We start from the raw sequence: 22,803 nt of genomic DNA, 5'->3' as shown, positions 1-22,803 counted from the left end.
TTCACAAAACAAATATCGCCGGAAACGATCCCATAGAAGGAAGAGGGCGCCGCTGGGAGTCCCGACTGGACGCCTTCCCCCTTCCTAGCCGGCGGGAGCGACCGCCAGATCCGGGTCGTCCGCCGGCGGTAACGGCGGCAGCGGAAGACAAAGTTCGCCAATCACCTGCGTACCGATCCCGAGCACGCTCACCTGCTCGACATCGGACGTGCTGACGGCCTCGGTTCGGGGCGCCTGCAACAGAAAAGGTCCTAGGAACGACACCGGATTCTCCATCGTTGCGCGAGCTTCCGCTGTCCATGAACCACTAAACCGAACATTGCGGACCAGAAGCAGGCCCTGCGGCAAGCAGTGCGCATAAGCTTCGTCGGTTGATGGCTTGACCATATCGCCACGTCTCATGCCCGGTACGTACCAGTCGTCTTCCAAAATCAGATCGGAACGCCACCATGGGGTACCGGCTAGACGACGGGTGATCGCGACAAGGCAATATTCGAAATGGACGTGAAGCTCGCTGTCCGATGTCGTCACCTCCGTGACCGCCGGTGTCTGCACCAGATCGTGAAGCTGTACCGCCGAAAGCCTGTCGAGCATCCTCCTGTCGAAGGTTCTGACGGGCGCGGCCTCGCCGGTATGACCCTCTACGACGAGCGGCGGCTCCTCCATGTTCATCAGGTGCCTGCGGTTGAAAACCAGGCTGCGAGTGACCGGCCGCACGGTTGCCGCGCGAAGGTTGGCAGCACCGATCGCCCGCAACGCGACCGGCTCCGGTGCAGATGGCGATGATGATGCCACCCGCATCAACTCGATTGGCTGGGCGGCGAGTTCGGCCGGATTGGGCATCGTGCGCAACCTTCTGACGACTTCGGTGCGCGGCTCGACGGCCAGCTCCGCGGTAAACGCCCTGCGCCTTTCCGCAATCTCTACAGTCGACGGCAGCGTTGACAGGAAATCATCCGTAACCCGACGCATCTTCCACAATTGGGGATTGGCCCTTACAGGAGGAGAAGATGTGGTCGTCGTCGAGCTGCTAGCCGTGATCCTCTGGTCGAAGACATGCCAGGCCGTGCTGTCGGCCTGAGCGAAATCGGTCGGTTCGCAACTGAAAGGCAGAGCGTTGGGATTGTCGCCGAGATCCCGGCGCGCACCGGCGATCAGGGCGGCGAGGCGGGCATAAGCCGGGGAATCCGCGGGCACGCTCGGCTGTGCCCACGGGACCATTGCGAGATAGGTGGACTTCGCCGACACGGCGCCCACTGACGCCGTCGAGATGGACGAGGCGTCGGAGCGTTTCAGCCACAACGGATAGTCGTACTGGTCCTCAAGCCACTCCGACAGCCGCAGGGGATTTGTAACGCCGTTCTGGACGATGTCGTCGGCCAGCGCTTGCCCCGGATGGAGGGCAAGCGCTATCGACGGATCATTGGCCGGGTTATAGGTCGCGATCAGCGCGTCGATGACCTTCTGCCCGAGGATCGCGAGTTGGTCGGAATTGTGGCTCATGGAGCACCTCAGTTTTGCGGTGCGGCGTTGGCGTCTTCGGGCACGGCCGGCGATCCGCCGGCATCGGCGGGCGTGTCGTTCGAACCGCCATTGGCCAAGGCAGGATCGTCCTTGCGTGGCGCGGCCGGTTGTATCTGGCCGATCCAGCCGACGATCTGGGAACCGAAGAGTTCGAGCGTCCCGCCGGTCCCGCTGCTGGTGAACGAAAAGCCCTGGTAAGCGTCGTGCTGGTTGCTGAACGCGCCGCTGCTTTCCGAACTGGAGTGTTGCACGGAGCCGCCGAGGCCGAACCAGCCCACCTTGCCGCCGTAGCTCGTGGAACTGCTGTCCGTATGGCCGCTGGCGCTGTCGGTGGCGCTCTGGAAGACCGAGCCCATGCTGCCCCAGGAGTCGGCGGTGATCGTGACGTTCCGCACGATCAGAAAGGCTTTCGGAATCATCGGCAGCAGTTTCGGCACGTCGCCGATTTGGCCCTCTATCGTACCGTCGCTGATCGAATTCTTCTTCTGCCCGGCAAGGTACCAGCCGTCCATATGGAAGAGATCGCCCAGCAGCCACGGGCGTTCGATGCTCGCGACGAACCATTCGAAGCTCACGGTCGCGGACGAACTCTGGTCCTGGTGCCAGTTCCAGGACGATTGATCCGTGTTCCATCCGTCGTCGTGGCTAGTCGAACTGTGCGACGCATTGGCCGAAGCGCCAAAGCCGAAGACATGGTAACCTGCGCTGCCCGACGTCGAGGACGATTCATTGGTGTAGAAGCTGTGGCCGAAGCTGTGCTGTCCGCCGCCGCCGCTTGTCTGGTATTGGGTCGACGACGCCTTGACCTTCATGACGCCGAAATCACGATTGGTGTGGTCCCACCATGATACCGGATCGACATACGACCACGGAACCTTGACGGCGATTGCACCCCCAAGACCGATACTGTAGTCGTCGTACATCTTGCGCGCCTTGGCGATCAGGGCTGCGGCGGCGCTGCCGCCGATCGATTGAAGCGTTGCGATCGCGTCCTCGATCTCCTGCCCGCCCATGTCCCTGAAGTCGTTGTAAGCCTGGTCGACGGCGTTCTGGTATCTGGCGCTGGTCACCGGCCAGGCCTGTCCCTGGACCGGATCGGACATTGCTTGGGAATAGGCCAGCGCATACTCGCTGCGCGCGTCGGCCAGGGCTTTCTGATTGCGCCGATAGGCGGTATGGCGCGGCGTATAGCCGGTGAAATTGCCGTCTGCATCCATGAGGTAGAGGGTCTTCTGAGCGTCGGCAATACGCTTCTTGATGTCGGCGGAGGGCTCCGGTATCGGCTCGGCCTGCATGCCCGACAACGCCGTGAAATATTCGATGCTGACCGTCCGCTGCGGCCACGAGACGGCAACCCCCTTGTCGGTGACCATCAGCATGTCGTCGACGCGTCGCGCGGTGTTGAATGCGCTGTTGATCGCCAGTTGCAGCTGCGGATTGGGCTGCGGCATTGCCGTAAGCTGACCGGCAGGCGTTGCCGGCGTCCCCTCCGGGAGCGGTGGTGGCGTAGGCGCCGTAAAGGCGCCTGTGTTGGATACGGCACCGTAGGCGCTGCCGCCCGCCGGCGTCCAGGGGTTTGCGTACATTTTCGGATCGATCGGCTGGCCGACCGGAAGATGCATGTAGACGGCCGATCTCGATGGCGAGCCGTCCGGATTGACGAGTTGGGCCGCGACGGCGATATGGATCTGGTTCAGCGCATCAAGCAGCGCCTGGGTAATACCGCCTGTGATCTGAAGTTCGTTTCCAGGCATTTTTAGGCTCCTTCGGAAATGGTTGCGTTCATTGTCGGCCAGATGCCTGACCACCAGCGAGACAAAATCAGGCATGGCCGCCCGCGCTGCACGAATGCCGTATGGGCGGCCTGCAAGGCCGGAGAATTGCTTGCTGCTTGCGCGAATTGCGCAGATCGCCGTGCGCGCCTGTCGCTTTGCATCACAGCATTGCCGCCGCTGGGGCGATCCGGCGCGGTGTCGTCAGGCGTCGACGAGATAGTCGCTATAGCATGAGTAGATGCTGCGGCTGTCGCCGCGGCTTTCCAGGATCAGGTTCCAAAGCGCGACATGGACCTCTCCGGGAGAGCCTTGATGAACAACACCGTTCAGGAAACGGATATGGCGGCGAATGTTGTCGTCAAACGTCAGCGCCGCCTGCTTAAAGTCTTCGTCGCTGAAGTCGTCGTCAAAGCTGCTGCCTTCCAGCTCACTACGCACATGCCCCTGGATCATTCCCAGGAATTGGTCGAAGCTGACACCATCGGGAAGTCCCCCGGCGGTCTGCTGGACGTTGTAAAAGTCCCGGCTGATATAAGTGTCTGAATTGCTTTCACCCAGGACATGGTTGAAAATCTGCCATGTCCTGTTTCCCGGGTCGTCACTGCTTCCTTCGAAGAGATACAAGCCCCGATTTGCGCGATCCTTCCACATAGACGTTCCTCCTGGCGTAGATACCAACTACACGCATGAACGCTAGGCGAACCGCCCTTACGGATGGCTTACGGCTCAGCCACCGCTTGGCGAAAGTTTGAATCTTCTGACAATGGCCTGGACCGTCGGGGAAGGATCCAGCTCTCCGGCAGCTTTGCGCAGACGCAAATAACGTTCGTAGTCCTCAACCGCACCGGCCAGATCGCCGCTTCCCAGCCGCGATTCAATCAGCGCTCCATGAAGCCGGTCGGATTCGGGATAGTAGTCGAGCGCTCGTAAATAGATTGCCCTGGCCTGAACGCCGTCGTCCTCCGCCTCACGCAGCTGGCCAAGGCGCATGGCAAGATCGATATAGGTGTCACGAACGCTTTCCGCCGTTGCGACTGCCCAGGCCGGTTCGGCCTGCCGAAAGAAGAGCGGGCCGGGAAAGCTGTAGAACACACGCATTCTCTCTGCGGATATCTGTCCGACTTCACCCAAGACCGCCTTCAGCCGGTACTGCCAATCGTCGAGATCAATCCAGCTTTTGTCCGGCGCGAGCCGCAATATTCCTTCGCGCAGCGTAATCAGATCTGCCTGACCAAGCAGTTTTCGCAGACGGTGTAACGCCTGCTCAAAAGCGGCGTTTGATTGTCCCCCGTCGAGGTCCGGCCAAAGCCAATCCTGCAGCGTTTCGATCGAACAGGCATGATCCTTCGACAGGGCCAGGGTGCGTAGGATGTCGAGCGCGCGCGTCGGCGGCTTGCGACCAAGCTCGATGGTGGCGCCATTGCGCTCGAGTCGGAAACCGCCGAGCACATGTATCTTGAGAGGCCACGGCCAGCTGGCTGGACGGCGAGCCGGCGGCGCAAGACGGCGCTCGCGGATCAGGCTCGAGCAAAACTCGGTCTCGATGTCCCTTTCGATCGCATCGGCGAGAATATCCGAAAGCAGATCAGGCAGGTTCAGTAGAACAGCGCGCCAATCGGCAACAGTCAGTTCGGTCAAAAGGGTTCGCAAGCGGTCTTCATAGGCCGGGTTGCCCTGCCATTTCGCGCGAAGCGCCTCAGCGGCCATGACGCATAGCCGCGCGCGAAGTAACGATCCGCCTTGCAGTCGTGGCAACAGGTCCACGAGCAGGTCGGCAGCTTCTTGCGATCGGCGATCCGCGAGGAGCACCTGAAACTTGGTGATGTAATGAGGCAGCCGCTCGACGAGCGGTTCATCGCCCTCTTCGATAGCCGCCATGAAGCGTTCACAATCGCGATAAGCCTCGGTGAAGTTCCTCTGCCAGGTATGCAATGCCGCACGGCAATCGGCGACGACGGCAACTTGTGTCGTGTAGCGGCTGTCAGCAATTTCGGCGAGCCGCATTACCAGCCGGCTGAATGCCGAAAAGTCATTGCGTAGTTTCATCTGCAGTTGCAGATGATAAAGCGCTCCGAATTCCACCCCTTTGAGCGCTTCCCGCTCACCAATGTCGATGGCGGCATGCAGAGCTTCCTCTGCTGTCGTGTATGGAAAATCGCGCCTCGAATATCGAAAGTAGCGACCGTTGGCCGCGCCGAAAGCAACTAGCCAGAGGCCAAGGTGCCAGGCAAGCACATCGGGCTTCGCGATATCGCCGCGGACATGATCCACCGCCCGTTCAAAAATGCCGGCCTTGCCCGTCATGACCGCATGTTCGATCAGGGTCTCGCTTGCATGGAGGCGAAGCCCGCTCGGAAAGCTCCGGCTCGCGTCTCCTAGCCGGTCAAGCAGCCGTTCGGCTAGTTCATGCCCAATATCGCCGTCAGTCTCATCCGCGAAGTCGTGAGCGCGCAGCAATCCGATATGGACCAGCAGGTCCTCTTCATCCGGAAGCTGAGGAACCTCTTGTGCGGCAAGGATGATCGCACGCCTCGTCCATGTCGAAAGACCATGATGAGTGCGCCAACTGTCTGTCTTGACCAGCACGACACGTGCGACCGTCAGGTATTTGCCGCGTTCATCACCCTCTTCCTCGAATGTCTGCCAGGCTTGTGTGAACCAGCGTTCGGCCTCTGCATCGTCGGCCAGATGGGCAACGCCGGCCCAATAGAGCAGCCAGCCGGTCAATTCCCCCTGCGGCAGCCTGCCCAGCCATTCGATAAGCGATGCGCGGCGGCCCGTGGCTATCAGCGCATCAGCGCGCTGAAGCAGGAGGTCGCGGGCCGATGACCACGCGGCGGCATCCAACGCGAGCCCGATTGCGTCATCCACTCGCCCGGCCTCGGAAAGAACCAGCGACGCCTTTGCCCGTAACGCGGATTTTTCGGTATCCGAAAGCCTCTCGTCAAAGCGACGGTCCAGGAAATCGCGGAGCAGGTCATGCAGATGGAAGGTTTCCTTCTGGCCTTCGGCCCTCGTGACGAGAAATTGGCGCTCATAGAGTCGGGCAAGCAGCTTTCCCGCCTCGGTCGATCCGGTGATTGCGTTCGCCAAGGTGGCCGTGATTTCCGGCAACAGGTTAAGCGTGAGCAGCATCTCCTGCTCGGACGCCGGAAGCGTGTCAAAGAAATGTCCGCCAAGAGCAGCGAAGACCGACGGCTCAGCTTTGAGAACGTCGTCAACACCGCCTCTATCGGCCAGGAGCACAAGCCCGACGGCCCATCCTCGAGCACTGCTGATATCGATTTGCGCGGCTCGTTGTTTCAACCTGAGTTCGACTAAACTGCGAGCTTCGATATCGGAAAATTCCAACACGGATTGATCGATGATGGTCACCGCGCCGGAGCGCACTAGCCCATCAAGCTCTTCGCCGGGCAGGGTCCGAGAGAGGCACGCGAAACGAAGCCAACTCGGCCGCTCTCCAAGCATAACCGCAAGAACATCCCTGAAGGCAGGGGTGTCGACCGTGTGAAGGTCATCGAATACCAGGACCGTGCCCGCTCTCAGCCGAGCGAAGTAATCACAAAAAAATATGCGGGCGAAATCACGAGGGTTTTCGGCATATTCCACGCCGAAAACTGGCATGCTCAGGCCGGTGGACGATGGCAGGGACTGCGCCAAGTAGTCAAAAAAGCGCGCAATGTCCCGGTCCCCTTCGTCGGCTCGAAACCAGACATGCGACGCCCTGGCGCCCGACAAATAGTCGGCCATCACCGTGGTCTTGCCATATCCGGCTGGTGCGGCGATCCAGCATGCGCCAATGCCAAGCACGCGGTCGATCAATCCGGTGATCCTGGTGCGCCGGACAATTTCTGCGATGTGCGGCGCAGCCAGCTTTGCAATCAAATGGGCACTCAAGTAACCCCCCTCGTAGGCGATGCGGCTTTGAGCCCGACGCCGAGCCCGCGCGCCGACTAGGCGGCAAGGATATCCTCCCCATGAACACATCCAAGGCCGCATGCCTGCGAACGGATCATATGTGTCTGAACGCAATTATCTCGAGACGGAAGGGCAGCGTTTTGCGGCGATAATCATGTTTGTCTGCGAGCATGAAGAGGTAGTTGGTCAAACGAAGTTAGCCCGATCGGGTTCTTTTATACCAAGTCGGACCAAGAACCGAGGGCTCCTGAGGAATTGCGACGCCAACGTTGCATCGGCCACGGCGTTGGTGCGGGTATCAGCAAATGTGCGGAAGTCGGTCTTTGATGGGCCGATTACTTGGTTGCTCCCGTCGAGGCTTGGCAACGAACGGATTTCGGGCGTCCGCAGGCAAGCATTCGGTTCAGGATGGCGACGCCGATCGCAGCCTCTGTCTGTTGAGCGAGGAATGACCGAGCGTGCAAACGCAGTCCAATGACGCCCTTGTATCGACCCATCGCGGTTTCAACCAAAGCTCGTTTACCATAGCCGGTCAATGCCTGCCATTTCAGTCGACCATCTGCCTGCATGGATGCTGTGTGATCCTCTCTCTGGCAGGATGCTTGGATGTTGGGCCGTTCAACAGCGTTCGAGCGCGGTGGAATGACGACCCTTGCGTTTGCGCTGTGACGGAGAACTGCGTCGTAGGTTGGATAGCCATCATAAGCTCCATCGGCAGTGAACTGGTCGATCTCATCGTCGATCTGATTCAGCAACGGCTCCAGCTGCGAGGCATCGCCGGTTTCCTGATCTGTCAGACTATGTGCAATGATCTCCCCACTGTCGGCGTCAACAGCTAGATGCAGCTTTCGCCAGCTGCGTCGGGATTTTACGCCGTGTTTTTCTTCCAGCCATTGGCCAGCACCATAGATCTTCAATCCCGTGCTATCGATCAAGACGTGAACCGGCCCGTCCACCACGGATTGGCGGTCATTGCTTTTGCTCGATGGCTTCCAGGTTCTGGCCCTCCGGCTTAGCGTGGTGTGATCGGGCACGGGCAAACCCAATCGCATCATGTCAAGCACCGAACTCAGAAGCCCTTCGCTTTGTCGCAAACGCCGCCCAACACCATGCCCAGCATCAGAGCAGTTTCGATCGCCAGATCCGAATACAGAGGCTGACCACCGCGCGTTTTGCGACGTGGTGCTGCCCAGCCCGCCAACGCTTCCGGCGTTATCCAAAGGGTTAAACTGCCCCGGCGGCGAAGGCCCGCCTCATACTCCGCCCAGTTCGTTACCTTGAACTTCATCTTACCGATGTGATGGCGGCGGGCGGCGTTATGTTTGTGCGGCATGCTGGATCAATCTTGCTATCTTCGATCGCAGCCACATAGTTGCAAAACGTTGAAATTTGATCCCCGCACCAACGCCCCGATCCTCGCGATCGGCCTCGACGACGATTCCCACGGAACGCCTGCCGCGCTCGGTCGGCTACTGTCTTATTTTACGGCCAGTGCCTGGCGCCATTGGCATATCGCTCCCGAAGACATCGGCGTTGAGGCGATCGGACATTTCGCCTTTTTCCATGACCGCTTCAAGGACAGCCTGTGGCCCCTGGCGCTGACATGGCTTCGATCCGGCGAGATCCCGGCTGGTTCACCCGGCCGCCTTCTGACGCAAGCAACTCCCATGAAGGAGCACCAATGTTGACCATCAAGACTGGAGGCGTCAACGATCGACGGAATTGGCGGCGCTTGTGGGGAGAAAACTGCGCCGATTTCGGAGCCGAGGACATGGATGATGCTGTCGTTGACGGACTCTGGCTGCGGATAATCGATGACGCCTATCCAATGCAGGCTTGGCTGGCAGCCGGCGATGCGGGATCGGTTGGGCTGGCTCACACCATTCTTCACCCACACACATTCTCCCTGAAATCCGTCTGCTATCTTGAGGATCTTTGGGTTTCGCCTCGTGCGCGTGGTGCCGGAGTGGCTACAGCGCTGATTAGTCATCTGGAAAATCATGGGAAGCGCGAAGGATGGCGCCGCATCTATTGGGAAACGGACGCGCAGAATTCGCAAGCGCAACGCCTTTACGAACGAATTGCGTCCCGCCGCCAATCGATCATCTATCAAATCGACACGGCATCATGACGATGGCTGTCCGCTTCCACTCCGCCAGGAGGCACGATCTCATCGTTATTGCGTCGCTGGCCCTAGCCCCGGCGATTGGACTTGGCATCGCACGCTTCGCCTACGCACTGGTTTTACCCGACATGCGCGCCGATCTGGGATGGACCTATGCGGATGCGGGCTGGATGAACACCACCAATGCAGCGGGCTACTTGCTTGGCGCCCTGCTCGCGGCACGCTCAAGTGCGAGGTTCGGCGCATTCCGCGCGGTGGTCGCTGGGGCTTGGGCTTGCATCCTTGCCCTTCTGCTCTGCGCCTTCTTCCGCCATCCCTTGCCACTCAACGTCGCCCGCTTGCTCGCTGGTACCGGCGGTGGATTGACTTTCGTATCTGGGGGTGTGCTTGCGGTCAGGGTGGCGCAGCGCAATCCCGAGCGCTCTGCATTCATGCTCGGCCTTTTCTACGCCGGTCCAGGACTCGGAATCCTATTGTCTGGCATCGCCGTCCCCGCAATCCTTTACAGAAGCGGACCGGAGTCATGGGCAACTGCCTGGGCGGCGCTGGCCATCCTATCCGTGCCGCTGGCAATCGGCCTACTGGCAGCACGCGGCGAAAATATCGTGACCTCCTCCGTCGCGCGTGAGCAGCCGCGCTACAAGTCGATGCTTTGGCTTCTTCCCGGCTATGCCGTCTTCGGAGCAGGTTACATCGCCTACATGACGTTCATGATCGCCTGGGTGCAGAATAGCGGAGGAAGCGCGGGTTTTCAGGCGCTGTTCTGGTGTACGATTGGTCTGGCAACAATTGCATCGCCATGGCTCTATGCGGCCATTCTCAAGCGTTTTCGGCACGGCAACGCATTTGCGATCCTGACTGGCATTACAGCGATCGGCGCCGCCCTTCCTCTCCTGTCGGAAGGTGTCCCGCCGTTGCTGACATCGGCCGCCGTGTTCGGCAGCGCATTCTTCTCGGTTGTTGCATCCACGACAGCATTTGTCCGGCGCAATTACCGCCCTGAGCAATGGGCCGCCGCTATCGGCATGCTCACCATCTTCTTCGGAATTGGCCAGATGCTCGGGCCAATCGCGACTGGTTTCATCAATGACTTGATGGAGAACCTCGCAGGCGGTCTATGGACGTCGGCACTCCTGCTGTTCGTCGCCATGTTGCTCGCGAAGCTTCAACGCGATCAGAGCTTTGGGCCATAGGCCTGGAGCAAATCGCAGGTTTCGGATCGGCGACTTGCAATCGCCAGTCTCAGCCACGCGGGATTTCGGCACCGCGCCGCAATCTTTAGCAGAGATCGGATCTCCGAGCCGCTGCGGGAAGCTCAGACGAAGCCTCCATAGAGTCACACTTCGGACGTCTACCATGTCGACGCCAGTGAACGACCAGATCCAGCCCAAAATTCGGTTTTTTCCAGATCTCGGCGTGCCCCCACCACCACACCTGCGCAAAGCCCCGCTCCCTCCAACCAGGACGGGCAGGCCGCCACGAGGTTCCCAGAAACAAGGGGCGCCGATCATACCGTCTGTCCTAGGGTCCTCGTAAGCGCCGCAGACAGTCTGCCAACTCTTCGTCATGGGGCAAACCATTTCTTGATGATATTAAGCTGGCATGACTTCCAGAACTTCCAACTCTCTGATAGCAAGCCGCAACGTTCCTTGCGATTCCACAGGGCTCGCAACGTGCAGCGGATAACCGGTTTGCACGTCATAGGCCCACGTTGCGGTTACGGCCGGGCCGTTTTGAACGCTTTTCACGCTGGTGCCATACAAATCGGCGAGAAGCTTGGCGTAGCGGTCAAGCAAGCCTCTCGGACCCACCTCTATATGAGCGCTGTCTTGCAGAAATGCATGCGCCTGCGAGGCTGAAAATCCCCTCTTTTTCAAAACCCTGATAGCCGCAAGCCAATCTTCGTCGAGGCCGTCCCTACGAAAAGTCTTTTGAGCCCCGGCACTGGAAGCGCGACGGAGGGCCAAGGCTACCGCTGCAGAGATCTTCTGATAGCGATCTTCCAATTCATAGGGATAGGTGAAATGTACTATAGCATAACAACCGCATATCTCCACCCAGATACAATGGGAGGTTATATGCACATTTTCGTTATTCCACTGTTTTATCCTGCATTCACCTTTTGTAAGAACAGCACTCTCGTCATCGTAACGATATCGCCTGCCGGCGACACCGACCATCCGCTCCCGAACCAGTGTTTTGCAGTCGGGATAACGGTCCTGGATCAGATGCAAGTTTATTCCAATGCCGCGAATGGTCGCATTGCGGTCGACGCCTGCGCTTTGGAATTTGGCGCCGCCAGGGAGGGGCACATCAAATTCATATTTCGCGCCATTTCGGAAAAGTTCGACCGCGCTAACCCCATCGCACGCTGCTAATAATACGACGCCGGCAAAAAGCTGAATCAACAGCAATCGTAGGAGGAAGAAGGGCATGGATGCGGATTTTTCCGGTTATACTCTGTCTCCCAGAAGAGTAACGGCCTCGGCCGAACGGCACATGCCCCAAATGAGGCACGTGCTGCGCAAATGGTCTTTTCATGACGCGACACGCCGGATGAAACCTTGAAGCCAATCTTCAGTATTTGCCAACATAGGCTTTCAGCATGCCGTCGTCGCAGGCGGGAGCCTTTCGCAGCTTCACAATCATGGCCTGGCTTTTTGCCTTTTCGGCAGATGGCAGCGTCACCGTTTTTTCCGCCGCAGTCGTCATCGGCGCCATCGGCAAATCGCCTTTCGGTGTCCACAAGCAGAGGTCTCCATACTGACGGAAGTCCTTGTCCGTTACGGTCTTGCGGCAGAAGCGCTTCCATTTTTCCGTCATCATGCAGCCCATCCGCGAGTGATAGGTCATCTTGCATTTTCGGGCATAATCGACTTTCTTGTAGCAATCGGAAATTGAGCGGGCGACGTCCTGAGGCTTTACTGACTTCCCCCAGAAATCAAAGCCATTCTCCATATCGAATGCCAGGTCGGGTTGCCCGATAGTCTCATCGTTTCCGGTTTCCTCGAACGCCCACCTGGTCCCGGATTTCTTTTTCGCACCCCATATATGCGCGATGTAATCCACGCCCGCACGCCTTGGCATCCTGGGATCCGAAATGCCGTTGGCATGACTGTAGCCGAAGAAGCTCGTCTGGATGGTCAAGGCCATCCGGGGCGAAAAGCCGCGATCACGCAATATCCGAATCGCCGCCATCCAGTCGGCATCGAGCGCGGCAGAACCGTCCAATCGACCCTTGCTTGTCGATGCGCGGGCTGCCGTCTCCAACGGGCCGAGAACATGGTCCCTACTCGCCTCGAAATAACCACCAGAGACAGCCTTGTAGCGGAAATGTACCGCCGCGTAGCACCGACACATTTCAAGCCAGTAGTAATAGGAGGACATCATGTTGTCGTGCTCGCGACTGCCCAGGCTGATGACGCATTGGCGCGGCAGTATCAAGTTCTCGTAGACCTGCGTGTAGCCCTGCCTGAGGTAGTTGCGCTTCCTGCCTTCTATGAGCGTCCCGCATTCCGTCATCTCGTCCTGGATGAGTCGCAGCGTGCCGGAAATGTCAGGTAGATTGCCGAGACCCGCTATCGTGAACAGGCGATCGACCCCCTGCCTGGCAAAGGGAATACCGGACGGAGGCGGAATGTCGATGTCATAGCGCTTCTGGTTGCGCCAGAGATCGATCGCCTGGGCGTTCTGGGTGGCGAGCAGAGAGCCGACAAGCACGGCAACACATGATAATAGCTTCATTGATATCCGTTTTCCCCACAGTTCGTTTTGGCTCGTGATGACGGCTGCCCCACGGGACACGCCGCTCGCCCGGACAATCGCATGATTGCCGCGGCCGGTGTCGCATGACGTTCAGTTTTCTTCCTCGCCGCCCTCCCAGACGTCGATGCTGCTGCAGGCCATGCGGCCGGCCGGATTGTCGTTGCTCGCAACCTTCTTCTTGCCTGTCGGCTTCTTTGGCTTCTGTTGGTCGGCGCGGCTGGCTTTAGACAGATCGAAGGGCTCATAGGCTACCGCCACAGGTATCATCGGAATGTCTCCGAGCCCGTCTATCCGCCAGAGAGAGAGATCGCGGACGACCTTTGCGCGATCTTCGGGGCGGATCCAGCAGCCGACCCACCAGTGATAGCGCAGCGGTCGGCAATCACGTTCGGGATCGCCCTTCAGGAAGCACTTAGGCAGGTCACGTGCCCGGCTCTCCACGGAAGAGCGATCGACCTCACGACCGGAGATCGGATCGTAGTAATGCGGGAAATAGAATGCGAACTGGCTGAGAATCGTGGCGGGGCTTCTCCACGCCTTTTCGGAGACAGAGGCGCGCGGATCGTAGGCGGTATTGAAGACATTCGAGAGATAAAGCTGGAAAGCGCCATAGCCGGCATTGCCTTCATCGCCGTGGGACAGAGCTTCGACCAGATGACGCCTGTTGGTCGATGACATGCCGCGCTTCCTGAGGACCGCATCGGCGCGCTCGAGCGCAGCGTAGAACTTCGGAAGCTGCTTAAGCTCGTTGTTCGTGAGGTCTACGGTCGAGGTGGTCTGCCCAATGAAAGGCCTGTTCGTCCTTTTGTCCATCAGGGTACACAGTCCCTGTTGGAAACGACTGGGAACGCACTTCACGCCGCCTGTGCCTTGCCCGTTTGTCGCCGCTTCCGGCGCCGGCGCATCGGAAGACCGATGACGTCTCTTTTTCAGTGAGGCTATAATCGGAGCGGCGAGCTTGGCCATTGCGGCGGAGGAACTCTCCGCGTAGCGGAAATGGAGTGCTGCGAAACAGCTGCACACGTCGATCCAGAGATAGTGCGACGTCATCATCTGGCCGTCGAATGGGTTCTTGAGCGTCACCGAGCAGGCTAACTGGCTCAATGAACGATCCGAAGCGACCGTATATCCGTCCTTCCGGCGATTGCTTTGCCGCTCCTCGATCAGGTCAGCGCATGTGTCGTATCGGTCCTGAATAAGCCGCAGGTTGACATCGATCCCGTCTGCGGAAAACACCCTGTCGACGCCTGCCTCATGGAATTTGAGGCCGTCGGGCGTCTTCACATCTATCTCATAGCGCGTCGAATTGCGATACATATCGAGCGCTTGCGCACCGCTGTAACAGGCTCCGAAAAGGAGCGCGGTCAGACCAAGCAAGCAGATCAGGCCCGGATGTCTCATTTGTTCTTCCTTTCCGGGCCTTCTTCGTCAAGCCGGCGCAGAACCGATCCCGCGCCGCGCACTTGAGCCTGCTGCCCACCTCGTGGCGATGCCCTCGTTCAATCACCTCACATCGAATGTCACCGCATTCAGCGCGCTGTCGCCGGCGGGGCGCGCGGCCTTTTCCGCTGCCTCGATGATCAGGCCGCGCTTCAGCGGCTGGAAATGCTCGCGGGCAAACTTGAGCGCCTGGTGTGCCGAAAGCCGGTCGGCGCCAAGTCCCCCCTCCTTGCAAAACGCGAGCATGGTCTCGCCAAGCCCCGGTTCGTCGAAGCGCAATTGCAGGCCCGACCCCGGATAGGGGATCTGCCGTCTTTCGCCGGCCTCCAGGAATACAGGCCCGAGAACGCCAGCCGGCAGTTCCTCGATGTTCTTGTTGACCTCCACGTAAAGGATCTGCAGCTCGCAGCGCCTGTTGGCGCTGACGGTGAAAGTCAGGAGATCGTTCACATGAACCTTCACCTCGGGAACGGACAGTTCCAGCCTCAGGGCGCCGGATGCCTTAGCGGGCGCCTGCATCGGCCGGTAGGCTTCGGTCGCGGCAGGCGTAAAGGGTGCGGACGCCTTCTTGGTGATGGCGGCAAAGGCCTGCTCAACCAGATCGTCGTCGCTGCCGGCGGTGGCGACGTCGTCATGGACGAACGCCACCTCATGCGCTTGCAGCGGCGCAACATCGGTGAGGCGCGGCAGCAGCGCCGCCCAGTATTCCTCGTATTGCTCGCGCGTCAGGAGCAGCCCGCCGTCAAACTTGGAGAGCCAGTCGGCGACAACCTGGTAGAGAACCGGATCGCCGAGCGAGATCGCCCGCTCGCGGAAGGTTTGGGGATCCAGCCCGAATTCACGCGACACCATGTCGAGATCGAGATTGTCGAAGAAGCGGTCGGCCATAAAGGTGACGATCTCGCCGCCACCGGCAGAGGTGGGCGCCTGCAGGCTGACCGGACGCCCCGCCGCGCTCGGCTGCACGGCGTCGAGCGCCGTAAGTGCCGTGATGAAGCGGTCTGAATCCTGCTTGTAGCGCGCGTCGATGGTGGCCTGGTCGGGATAGAGCTGCAGCAGGATGTCCCGCTGGTCCCGGTCGAACAGCGTGCTGGTCTCGACAAACCGGCGCACCTCGTCGCGCTTGCTGATGATGCCGTTCTCGTGGCAATCGAAGCACGAACGCGCATTGACGATGTCCACCCCCTTGCCGATCTCCTTCTTGCGGAAGGACACGATCGAGGTCGGCCCGACGAGCAACCGGTCACCGGCCGCGGTCGACAGGTAATAGCCCTGCATGCCGTTGGCGAGGCTGAAGATCATCTCGCCGCCGTCATGCTCGAAGGCCTTGGTCCTCGAAGGCGTCGGGCTGATCCAGGCCGGTCCGTCGGGATGGGCAAGCAGTGACTGGCGCTCGCTGCTGCCGGCAAAATCGTAGGATTTCCAGTAGTAGCCGCCAGCCCCCAATTCGTGTCGCTCAAGCATGCGGTTGTGGTCGGACACGCCGGAGGCTCCGGCCGAGAAGCCGGCGCGTTCCACCCGCATGCTGCGGATATTGTGGTCGGCATTGATGCCCAGCCGGCTCTCGAGGTCGGCGATCTGCGGCGGCAGCCGCAGCAGCATGTCGTAATACGGCGCCTCCGAGGCGAAACGGACGAACCAGTCGGCCCGCATGATCGGCACCAGGTCGTCGGCGCTGGTGGCGATCGCCTTCAGCAACGGATCGGTCTGCGGATCGACAGCATAGGGATAGCGGCGAGCCAGCCGCGCCCAGGCGTCTGCGGTGAAGCCGGCGGCCTCCGCTCCACGTGTATAGACCCCGCGGGTCAGCGCCTGCCAGTCCTCGCCGGTCCAGCCGTAGTTCCTGATATCGATGCGCACCAATGCGCCGTCGGTGCCGGCAACTGGCTCCACCTTGGAAAGCGACTGCGCCCGCGAGACAGAGTTGACGAACTTGTTGAGCGCGGCGTGGAACGCGTGCACGGGATTGGCATTGTCGATGTCGGCGCAATCGACTGGCGGCAGCGGGAATTCCGCTAGCGAGAAATATCGGGTGAAGACGCGGTCCGCCTCGCGCAGGCCGTTCATGTCCTGCAGAGCCGCCAGGTGCAGCTCCGCGGGCGGCCCACCGATGAAGCGCGGCAGGATAGCAGCGGCTTGAGGCTCGCTCCGTGTGGGCGCGGCGGCAGCCGCTTCGGCCGGCCTGTCCTGGCCGAGCTGACGGATCCAGTCGGCCAGCGTCGTCAGTTCCTCAGGAGTCATCTTCTGGCCGATCGGCATGCGGTTGCCAGCAATCGATTCGTAAAGGCGCGAGGCATCGGGATCGCCGGGCACCACGACGTCGCCGTCACGCGCCATGTCGGCGAGATCACCGGTCAGAAAGCTCTTCTGGTAGGTTGTCCCGGGTCCGTGGCAGCTGCGGCAGTGCTTGTCGATGACACTGTCGGCACGCGAGGCCAGTTCCGGATCGACAGCGGTGGAGAGCTTTGCCGCCGGCCTGACGGCTGAGGCCGCAGCCGATGCCGTTTCGGCGGAACAGAAGGCGGCGATGCGCTGCTGGAGGTCACCAGAGCCCGCCGCTCCCTGTCCTGTCGCATCCGAGCCCGCCGCTGGCTGGGCATCGGCGACGACGACCGGCACTGCCGCGGCCTTGTCCGTAATCGTCGCGACATCGACGAATTTGCCTGACAGATAGGCATAGATGGCCGCCCGGTCGTCCAGGGAGAGTTGTGCCGTTTCGGCGGCGATCCGCCGCATCGAGGCGCGTGCCATCGGCGAACCACTCAGCTTGTGCGCTTCGGCGAGAACGCCGACGATGAATTCCTGCGGCTCGTATTCGGCAAGCCGCGCCGCCGAGATATCAGGGGCATAGTCGCCGAATATGCCGGTCTCGCCCTCAAACGGACGGGCCTCGTCGAATTCGTGCGACAGGCCGAAACCCGCCTTGCGCGGCGTATGACACTGGGCGCAGTGGCCAGCGCCCTCGACAAGATACTGGCCGCGCGCCATCTGCGCGTTCTGCTGTGGTGGCGGCAGCGCTACGCTTTCCGTCGACCAGAGCTTCAGCAGGCGCGCATTGAGGAAATTCACCTCATGCGGCCGCGAACCGGCATCGCTTTTCGGCAGCGTGGCGATATAACCCCTGATGTCGAGCACGTCCTCCGGCTTCATTCTGGAATAGAAGGCATAAGGAAAGGCGACGCCGTAATAGCTGTCGCCTTCCGGCGAGGTACCGTGGATGACGGCATTCAGATAATCGCTGTTGCTCCAGCCGCCGACCCCCGCCTCGCTGTCCTCGGTGATATTGGGCGCATAGAGATTGCCGAATTTCGTCTCGATCCGCATGCCGCCGCCGAGGATGGTCGGATCGCCGTCCACGCCGTGGCAGCTGGCGCAGGACGAGGCATGAAACAGCGTTTCACCGTTGGCGAGATCCGGTTCGTAGTCGTTGAACTGGCCAGCCGCAAACAGATCCGCCGCGAGAGTTGGCACGGCTGCGCAAAGCATCGTAGCCAGGGCGGCACCAAATATGGTGGCATGACGGTTCGATCGCTTCATCAGTCGTTTCCTCGTTTCAACGGAACTCGAATTTTTCGAAATGGATGCCCTGCGGTTGCTCTCCCAGCCGGCGCAGGTCGCGCGTGATGGCCTGGCGCAGCAGTGCCGGCCCGCAAAAACAGACGTCAGATCCCCGGATCGGAAAGGGCACCGCCTTCAATAGCGCTTCGGCATTCATGCGTCCGTCTCGCTTGCTGGCATGAACATGATAGGTGAAACCCTCGGCGCGTTCGGAAATCGCTTGCAGCCGCTCCTGCCCCACGGCATCTTCCGGTGTCGGCACGCAATGGATCAGCGCGATGGACTTGCCGTTGCCATCGCCAAGGCTTTCGGCCCAGGCAAGAAACGGCGTGATGCCGATCCCGCCGGCAAGCCAGACCTGCCTCTCTCCGAAGCGGTTGAGATCGAAACAGCCATAGCCGCCCTCGACCATGGCGCGGTCACCGACCGCGACGGTATCGCGCAGCCTGCGGGTAAAATCGCCCGCCGGGCCGATCGAAAACTGCAGGCTGCCATCCTCGCCGATGGCTGACACGGTGAAGGGATGCGGCTCGCGCAGCCCGCCGCGACGGATCGAGAGGAAGGCGAATCCACCGGGCCTCACCCTGATGCCGCGGCCGACCGGCCTCAGGCCGATCACCGTGGCGCGCGGCAGTTTCTCGACCGAGACGACCTCGTAGCGCCGCCGGCGCAGCCAGGCGAGCACCTGCGTGAAGACGAAGCTGACGACGCCGATAAAAGCCATCAGCGTCAGATAGCTGGAGATCATCGCATTGGCGCTGAACGGCACCTTGACGAAGAACTGGTGGAAAGCGATCGCCATGAAAGCCACGCCCAGCAGGCGATGGCTGACACGCCAGAACTGGTAAGGAATTTCGAAGGGCAGTCTGGGCAGCCGCTTCAGCGCGCTGATGACGAGCAGCGTGGCAAGCACCGGGAAGGTGTAGCTGGCGACATCGACCGAGAGCTTGGCGAGTTCATTGCCGGCGATCAGTCCGTCGAGGCGCATGCCGACATATTTGTGCGGCAGGATCAGCAGGAAGACCGAGATGCCGATCCACTTATGTGCGAAATAGATCCGGTCGAGCCCGCCGATCAGCCGCTCCAGCCCGCGCGGCCGTGCAGCGAGAAACAGGTTCACCGCCATCAGGCAGAAGGCAATGACGCCGCACGAAAGCGCAAGGAAGTTGCGCGCGTCGAGATGCCCCGCCGCCTCGAACAGCAGGAACAACGGCAGGACTGCTCCCAGCAGCAGCAGGATGGCGTGGGCGAGCACCGGCCGGGTCATCCGGGGCGCCCTCCGATGGCGCTCCGGCGACAGCGCGCGCAGAGGGGGCGGTCCGCCGTCATCAATATGCACCGAGATTGATGACTTCGACGCGACGGTTCTCGTCGGCATCGGGATGGTGCGGGTTCTTCAGCCGCTCTTCGCCGTAGCCGATCGCGATCAGCCTGTGCCCGTCGATCGGAAAATGATCGATCAGATAGTCGCGCACGGCAGCGGCACGCTCTTCCGACAGGTCCAGATTATAGGCATCGCCGCCCGCCGCATCGGTATGCCCGTTGAGGACGACGCGCGATTGCACGAGCGCCGGATGATTGAGCGCCGTGCCGAGCTTGACCAGGTCAGGGATCGAATCCTCGTCGATGCGCGCGGAATCATAGGCAAAATGGATCTCGAGATTGATCTTCGGCAGGTCCTTCTCGGCAACGATCTCATCGAGTTTCGCCTTGGCCTCGACCTTCAGCCCGCGGGCCGGCAGCGAGCGCAGGAAGTCCCTGTCCTCCGCATCCATGGAAGGCGTCGCCGGGGCAGGCTTGCCGATCACCAGCGAGCGAGTGTTGGCTTTCGGTTTGCGCGCCAGCCCCTCGATCATCTGGTCGGCCGAAAGCGACTGCGCCGCGGCAAAGCCGGGACCAAACGCAACGCCAGCGACCGCGGCAAGCGTAATGATCCGCGCCGATCCCAACGCGCCAGTCTTCCCCTTCATCGTTCTCTCCATGGCTACACCCGTGGTCAATTCAGATCGTAATGGGGAATGGTTTCCAGCAGCGACAGACGGTCGAGCGTCTCCAGCGTGGCGCCGTTCAGCGCCAGTCCCTCGGCCTTCTGGAATTCCTCCAGGGCGCGCTTGGAGCCCGAGCCGAAGTCACCGTCGATCTTGCCGTTGTAATAGCCGGCGGTCTTGAGCGCGCTCTGCAGGCGCTCGAATTCCTTCTGATGGAAAAGCACCGAAAAGTCCTGGTTGCGAAGCGCCACCTTCGACAGCCGGTAGCCAAGCCCGGCCGCGTGCTTCAGCAGGCGCACGCCCTCGACGAAGTCCTGGCCGGTGCCCTGTCCGTTGATATACATGACGCCGAGCGTGCTGTAGGCCGGCACATAGCCGAGATCGGAGGAGCGGCGATAATATTCGACGGCTCTGCCGTATTCGCTTGCCGCATCATAGGCGCGACCGAGATTGTGCAAAAAGCGCGGATGCTCGGGTTCGGCTTCCAGGGCCTCCTGGCAGGCGGCGATGGCGCGCGCAGGCTTGATGGAATCGAATTCGACGCCTGGAATGCCCACCTGGTTATAGGGCGCGATGGCAAAATAATCGCAATCCGACGGCTGCGGACGGGAGAAATAGACCTCGTCCGTCAGCCGCACGATATATTCCGGGCGTTGCAGGCCCGCTGTTTCCCGCATCACGTTGGCCGCCGCCGTCCTGAACATCTGGCCGACTTCTATTCCGGGGCGCACGAGCTGTTCGGAAAGGGCTGCGGTATAGGGACTGTTGGCGCCCTCGCCATCGGTGGCCGTGGTGCCGGCAGCAGCGGAAAAGGCGATGATCGAACCGTAGGTATTGAAGCCTTCGTGCTCCTCGACATGCGTCACTGCATCGGCCTCAACCACTGCAAGGCCTCGACCGATGCGGTCTTCCCCGTCCCCCCGGAGCGCATCCTCGAACGGATTGTTGCGGCAGGCATCCAGCACCACGATCTTGGTCTTGGCCAACCTGTCCATGTCGTTGACGATCGAACTGAGGCTGATCAGCTGCGGCCCGATATCTTTTATCGTCGTCAAGGCGGCATCGGTCGGCACCAGATAGTTCGTGCTGTCGACCTGGATCGCATGGCCGGCATAAAAGAACACTGCGATATCGGCGCCGTCGAGCTTCTGCACGAACTCGACCATGGCGGCCTGCAACTGCGCACGGTCAGGATCATTGACCGCGATCACGTCAAAACGTAGTCCGGACAGGGCCTTACCGATGATGCCGGCATCATTGACCGGGTTGGCCAGCGCCGGCACGTTGACGTAATCGGAAATACCAATCACCAGGGCGACACGCTTGCCTGCATCCTGGAACAGGTTGGTCTGGGCTTTCGCCCCGGCCGGCAAAAGGGCAAGGAACAATGCCAGCAATGCCGCAACCGCCGGCATCGAAAATGCGCTGATGCGCCCTGCGGGAACCTGCAGTTTGTTCAAGACCCCTCCCTCACTTCAACAGCCGTGCGGGGATGGGCGTCCCGTCCCGTTGAAGGGTCTCCCGCCAGTCCTTGTCGTTGCAATATTCGACGTCCTGCTTGGCCGCGAGTTTCTGCGTCGGCAGCTGCACGGTCTTTTCCATGCTGTCGCCGACACCGACCAGCATCGGCAGATCACCTCGAGGTTCCCACCAGCACAGGTCACCAAACTTGGCGTAGCTCTGGCCGTCTTGCCCCTGCCCTTCATAGGTGCAGGCATATTTCCAGCCTTCGGTCATCCGGCACCCCATCTCCTGATGAAAATTCACCTGACAATCGCGCCAGTATTTTCCATTCTGGTAGCAGGTGGAAACATGCGACGCGAAATCCTGCGGACTTGCCTTGTAGAGCGGATACCCGGTCTCCACGTCGAACCCCCAGTCGGGCGTCGCCACGTCACGCGCCTTCAGCGCGCTCACACTCACTCCATAAAGATCGGCAATGATCTCAGCGTAACGGTCGCTCAGCTGTCGCGAACCAACCAGGATGTCGACGCTGTCATCAAGGATCTTGAACACCAGTTCCGCGCGGAAACCCCGTTCCTTGAAGATCTGGAAGGCTTCGACCCAGTCCTTGTTGATCTCGAGGTCAACGTTCAGCCGTTCGAGCGGGATAGGCTTGTCGGGCGAATAGCGCAAAGCCAGGCGCAGCGGCGTCAAGTCGGGTATATCCTCGGCGCCCTGCTTAACCGCCAGATGATAGGCGACATAGCAGTCGCACATATCGAGCCAGATATACCGCGAATCGATGAAGCTGTAGTCTCCGCCGCCATTGTTGCCGAGACTGAGCATGCATTCCTTCTTCGACCCACCCTTGATGGCGTCGGAGATATAGCCACGGTGATACCAGGCGGAATCGCGTTCGGAGACCAGCTGGTTGCAATCGGCAAAGTCGTCCTGGATGAGCCGCATGCTGATATCGACACCCTTCACATGTGCCTTGCGGTCGATGCCTTTGCCGGTGAACGTGGCGCCATCAGGCAGCGGCGTGAAAATGTCGTAGACCTTGCCGTTGCGCTCCAGCTCAACCGCAAGGCCGTCGCCCGTCAATGTAGTCCAGGCTGCAAAACCGAAGAAGAACGCACCGAGAAGAAACCGCATACTCTTCCCTTGCGGGCTGGCCGTCATTCCTTACCTCATAAATCGACACTTGCCTCAATAAGTTATTTCGGTTTTCATGAAATCCGCTTTACCCATTTGGGGGGTCTGTCGC

The 22,803-nt window shown here is 60.5% G+C and carries 16 protein-coding genes and 3 pseudogenes; 5 read left to right on the top strand and 14 right to left on the bottom strand.

Translation table 11 applies throughout. From position 1 onward, the window contains the following. Positions 1-84 precede the first annotated feature (84 nt). The 4 genes from QEO92_RS29330 to QEO92_RS29315 form a co-directional block, all read right to left on the bottom strand. The gene (locus QEO92_RS29330; RefSeq protein WP_227705629.1) at positions 85-1,503 is read right to left on the bottom strand and encodes a hypothetical protein; all 1,419 of its coding nucleotides are present in this window, start codon (positions 1,501-1,503) and stop codon (positions 85-87) included. A gap of 8 nt (positions 1,504-1,511) precedes the next feature. Beyond that, positions 1,512-3,278 (bottom strand): hypothetical protein, encoded by a 1,767-nt coding sequence (locus QEO92_RS29325; RefSeq protein ID WP_227705628.1) that lies wholly within the window; start codon positions 3,276-3,278, stop codon positions 1,512-1,514. A 222-nt stretch (positions 3,279-3,500) separates the two neighbouring features. Then, on the bottom strand, positions 3,501-3,950 hold the full coding sequence (locus QEO92_RS29320; protein ID WP_227705627.1) for a hypothetical protein: 450 nt from the start codon (positions 3,948-3,950) through the stop codon (positions 3,501-3,503). 75 nt (positions 3,951-4,025) lie between these two features. Continuing rightward, positions 4,026-5,603, bottom strand: a complete 1,578-nt coding sequence (locus QEO92_RS29315; RefSeq protein WP_280107536.1) for an AfsR/SARP family transcriptional regulator — start codon at positions 5,601-5,603, stop codon at positions 4,026-4,028. Positions 5,604-5,705: 102 nt separating this feature from the next. On the opposite strand from QEO92_RS29315, the gene QEO92_RS29310 reads away from it, so the two are divergent. Continuing rightward, positions 5,706-6,128 (top strand): hypothetical protein, encoded by a 423-nt coding sequence (locus tag QEO92_RS29310; RefSeq protein ID WP_280107535.1) that lies wholly within the window; start codon positions 5,706-5,708, stop codon positions 6,126-6,128. Between the two features lie 159 nt (positions 6,129-6,287). On the opposite strand, the pseudogene QEO92_RS33340 reads toward QEO92_RS29310, so the two are convergent. After that, positions 6,288-6,434: pseudogene (locus QEO92_RS33340) on the bottom strand (winged helix-turn-helix domain-containing protein); the annotation flags it as partial. Between the two features lie 372 nt (positions 6,435-6,806). Between QEO92_RS33340 and QEO92_RS29300 the strand changes: the two are divergent. Beyond that, a complete protein-coding gene (locus tag QEO92_RS29300) occupies positions 6,807-7,256 on the top strand; it encodes a hypothetical protein (protein WP_280107533.1) in 450 nt (149 codons plus the stop codon). Positions 7,257-7,552: 296 nt separating this feature from the next. Here QEO92_RS29300 and QEO92_RS29295 read toward each other — a convergent pair. Next, positions 7,553-8,550: pseudogene (locus QEO92_RS29295) on the bottom strand (IS5 family transposase). 70 nt (positions 8,551-8,620) lie between these two features. Here QEO92_RS29295 and QEO92_RS29290 point away from each other — a divergent pair. From QEO92_RS29290 to QEO92_RS29280, 3 genes and pseudogenes are all read left to right on the top strand, one after another. Next, positions 8,621-8,905 (top strand): annotated as a pseudogene (locus tag QEO92_RS29290) (alpha/beta hydrolase); the annotation flags it as partial. Then, positions 8,899-9,348, top strand: a complete 450-nt coding sequence (locus QEO92_RS29285; RefSeq protein ID WP_227705624.1) for a GNAT family N-acetyltransferase — start codon at positions 8,899-8,901, stop codon at positions 9,346-9,348. The pseudogene QEO92_RS29290 and the gene QEO92_RS29285, both read left to right, overlap by 7 nt. Next, positions 9,234-10,535, top strand: coding sequence for a YbfB/YjiJ family MFS transporter (locus QEO92_RS29280; RefSeq protein ID WP_227705623.1), 1,302 nt, complete (start codon positions 9,234-9,236; stop codon positions 10,533-10,535). Before QEO92_RS29285 ends, QEO92_RS29280 begins: the two co-directional genes overlap by 115 nt. Positions 10,536-10,934: 399 nt before the next feature. Here the strand turns inward: QEO92_RS29280 and QEO92_RS29275 are convergent, their stop codons facing one another. The 8 genes from QEO92_RS29275 to QEO92_RS29240 all read right to left on the bottom strand — a co-directional run bounded on the left by QEO92_RS29275 (position 10,935) and on the right by QEO92_RS29240 (position 22,691). After that, entirely contained in the window at positions 10,935-11,777 is an 843-nt protein-coding gene (locus QEO92_RS29275; protein ID WP_227705622.1) for a hypothetical protein, read from the bottom strand. Between the two features lie 142 nt (positions 11,778-11,919). Next, positions 11,920-13,086: a hypothetical protein gene (locus QEO92_RS29270; RefSeq protein ID WP_227705621.1), complete on the bottom strand. Its 1,167-nt coding sequence runs from the start codon at positions 13,084-13,086 to the stop codon at positions 11,920-11,922. A 111-nt stretch (positions 13,087-13,197) separates the two neighbouring features. Then, the gene (locus QEO92_RS29265) at positions 13,198-14,508 is read right to left on the bottom strand and encodes a hypothetical protein (RefSeq protein WP_227705620.1); all 1,311 of its coding nucleotides are present in this window, start codon (positions 14,506-14,508) and stop codon (positions 13,198-13,200) included. Between the two features lie 102 nt (positions 14,509-14,610). Then, a complete protein-coding gene (locus QEO92_RS29260) occupies positions 14,611-18,084 on the bottom strand; it encodes a c-type cytochrome (protein ID WP_227705619.1) in 3,474 nt (1,157 codons plus the stop codon). 16 nt (positions 18,085-18,100) lie between these two features. Continuing rightward, positions 18,101-19,372, bottom strand: a complete 1,272-nt coding sequence (locus QEO92_RS29255) for a ferredoxin reductase family protein (protein WP_227705618.1) — start codon at positions 19,370-19,372, stop codon at positions 18,101-18,103. 61 nt (positions 19,373-19,433) lie between these two features. Continuing rightward, positions 19,434-20,075, bottom strand: coding sequence for an OmpA family protein (locus QEO92_RS29250; RefSeq protein ID WP_227705617.1), 642 nt, complete (start codon positions 20,073-20,075; stop codon positions 19,434-19,436). 26 nt (positions 20,076-20,101) lie between these two features. Further along, entirely contained in the window at positions 20,102-21,553 is a 1,452-nt protein-coding gene (locus tag QEO92_RS29245; protein WP_052182645.1) for a caspase family protein, read from the bottom strand. A 10-nt stretch (positions 21,554-21,563) separates the two neighbouring features. After that, on the bottom strand, positions 21,564-22,691 hold the full coding sequence (locus tag QEO92_RS29240) for a hypothetical protein (protein ID WP_227705616.1): 1,128 nt from the start codon (positions 22,689-22,691) through the stop codon (positions 21,564-21,566). Between the last annotated feature and the right edge of the window lie 112 nt (positions 22,692-22,803).

It is taken from the genome of Neorhizobium petrolearium (genome assembly GCF_029854435.1).
GTDB classification, from domain to species: domain Bacteria; phylum Pseudomonadota; class Alphaproteobacteria; order Rhizobiales; family Rhizobiaceae; genus Neorhizobium; species Neorhizobium petrolearium.
The sequence above is the reverse complement of the archived record's forward strand: the minus strand, read 5'-3'. Positions and strand labels throughout refer to the sequence as shown.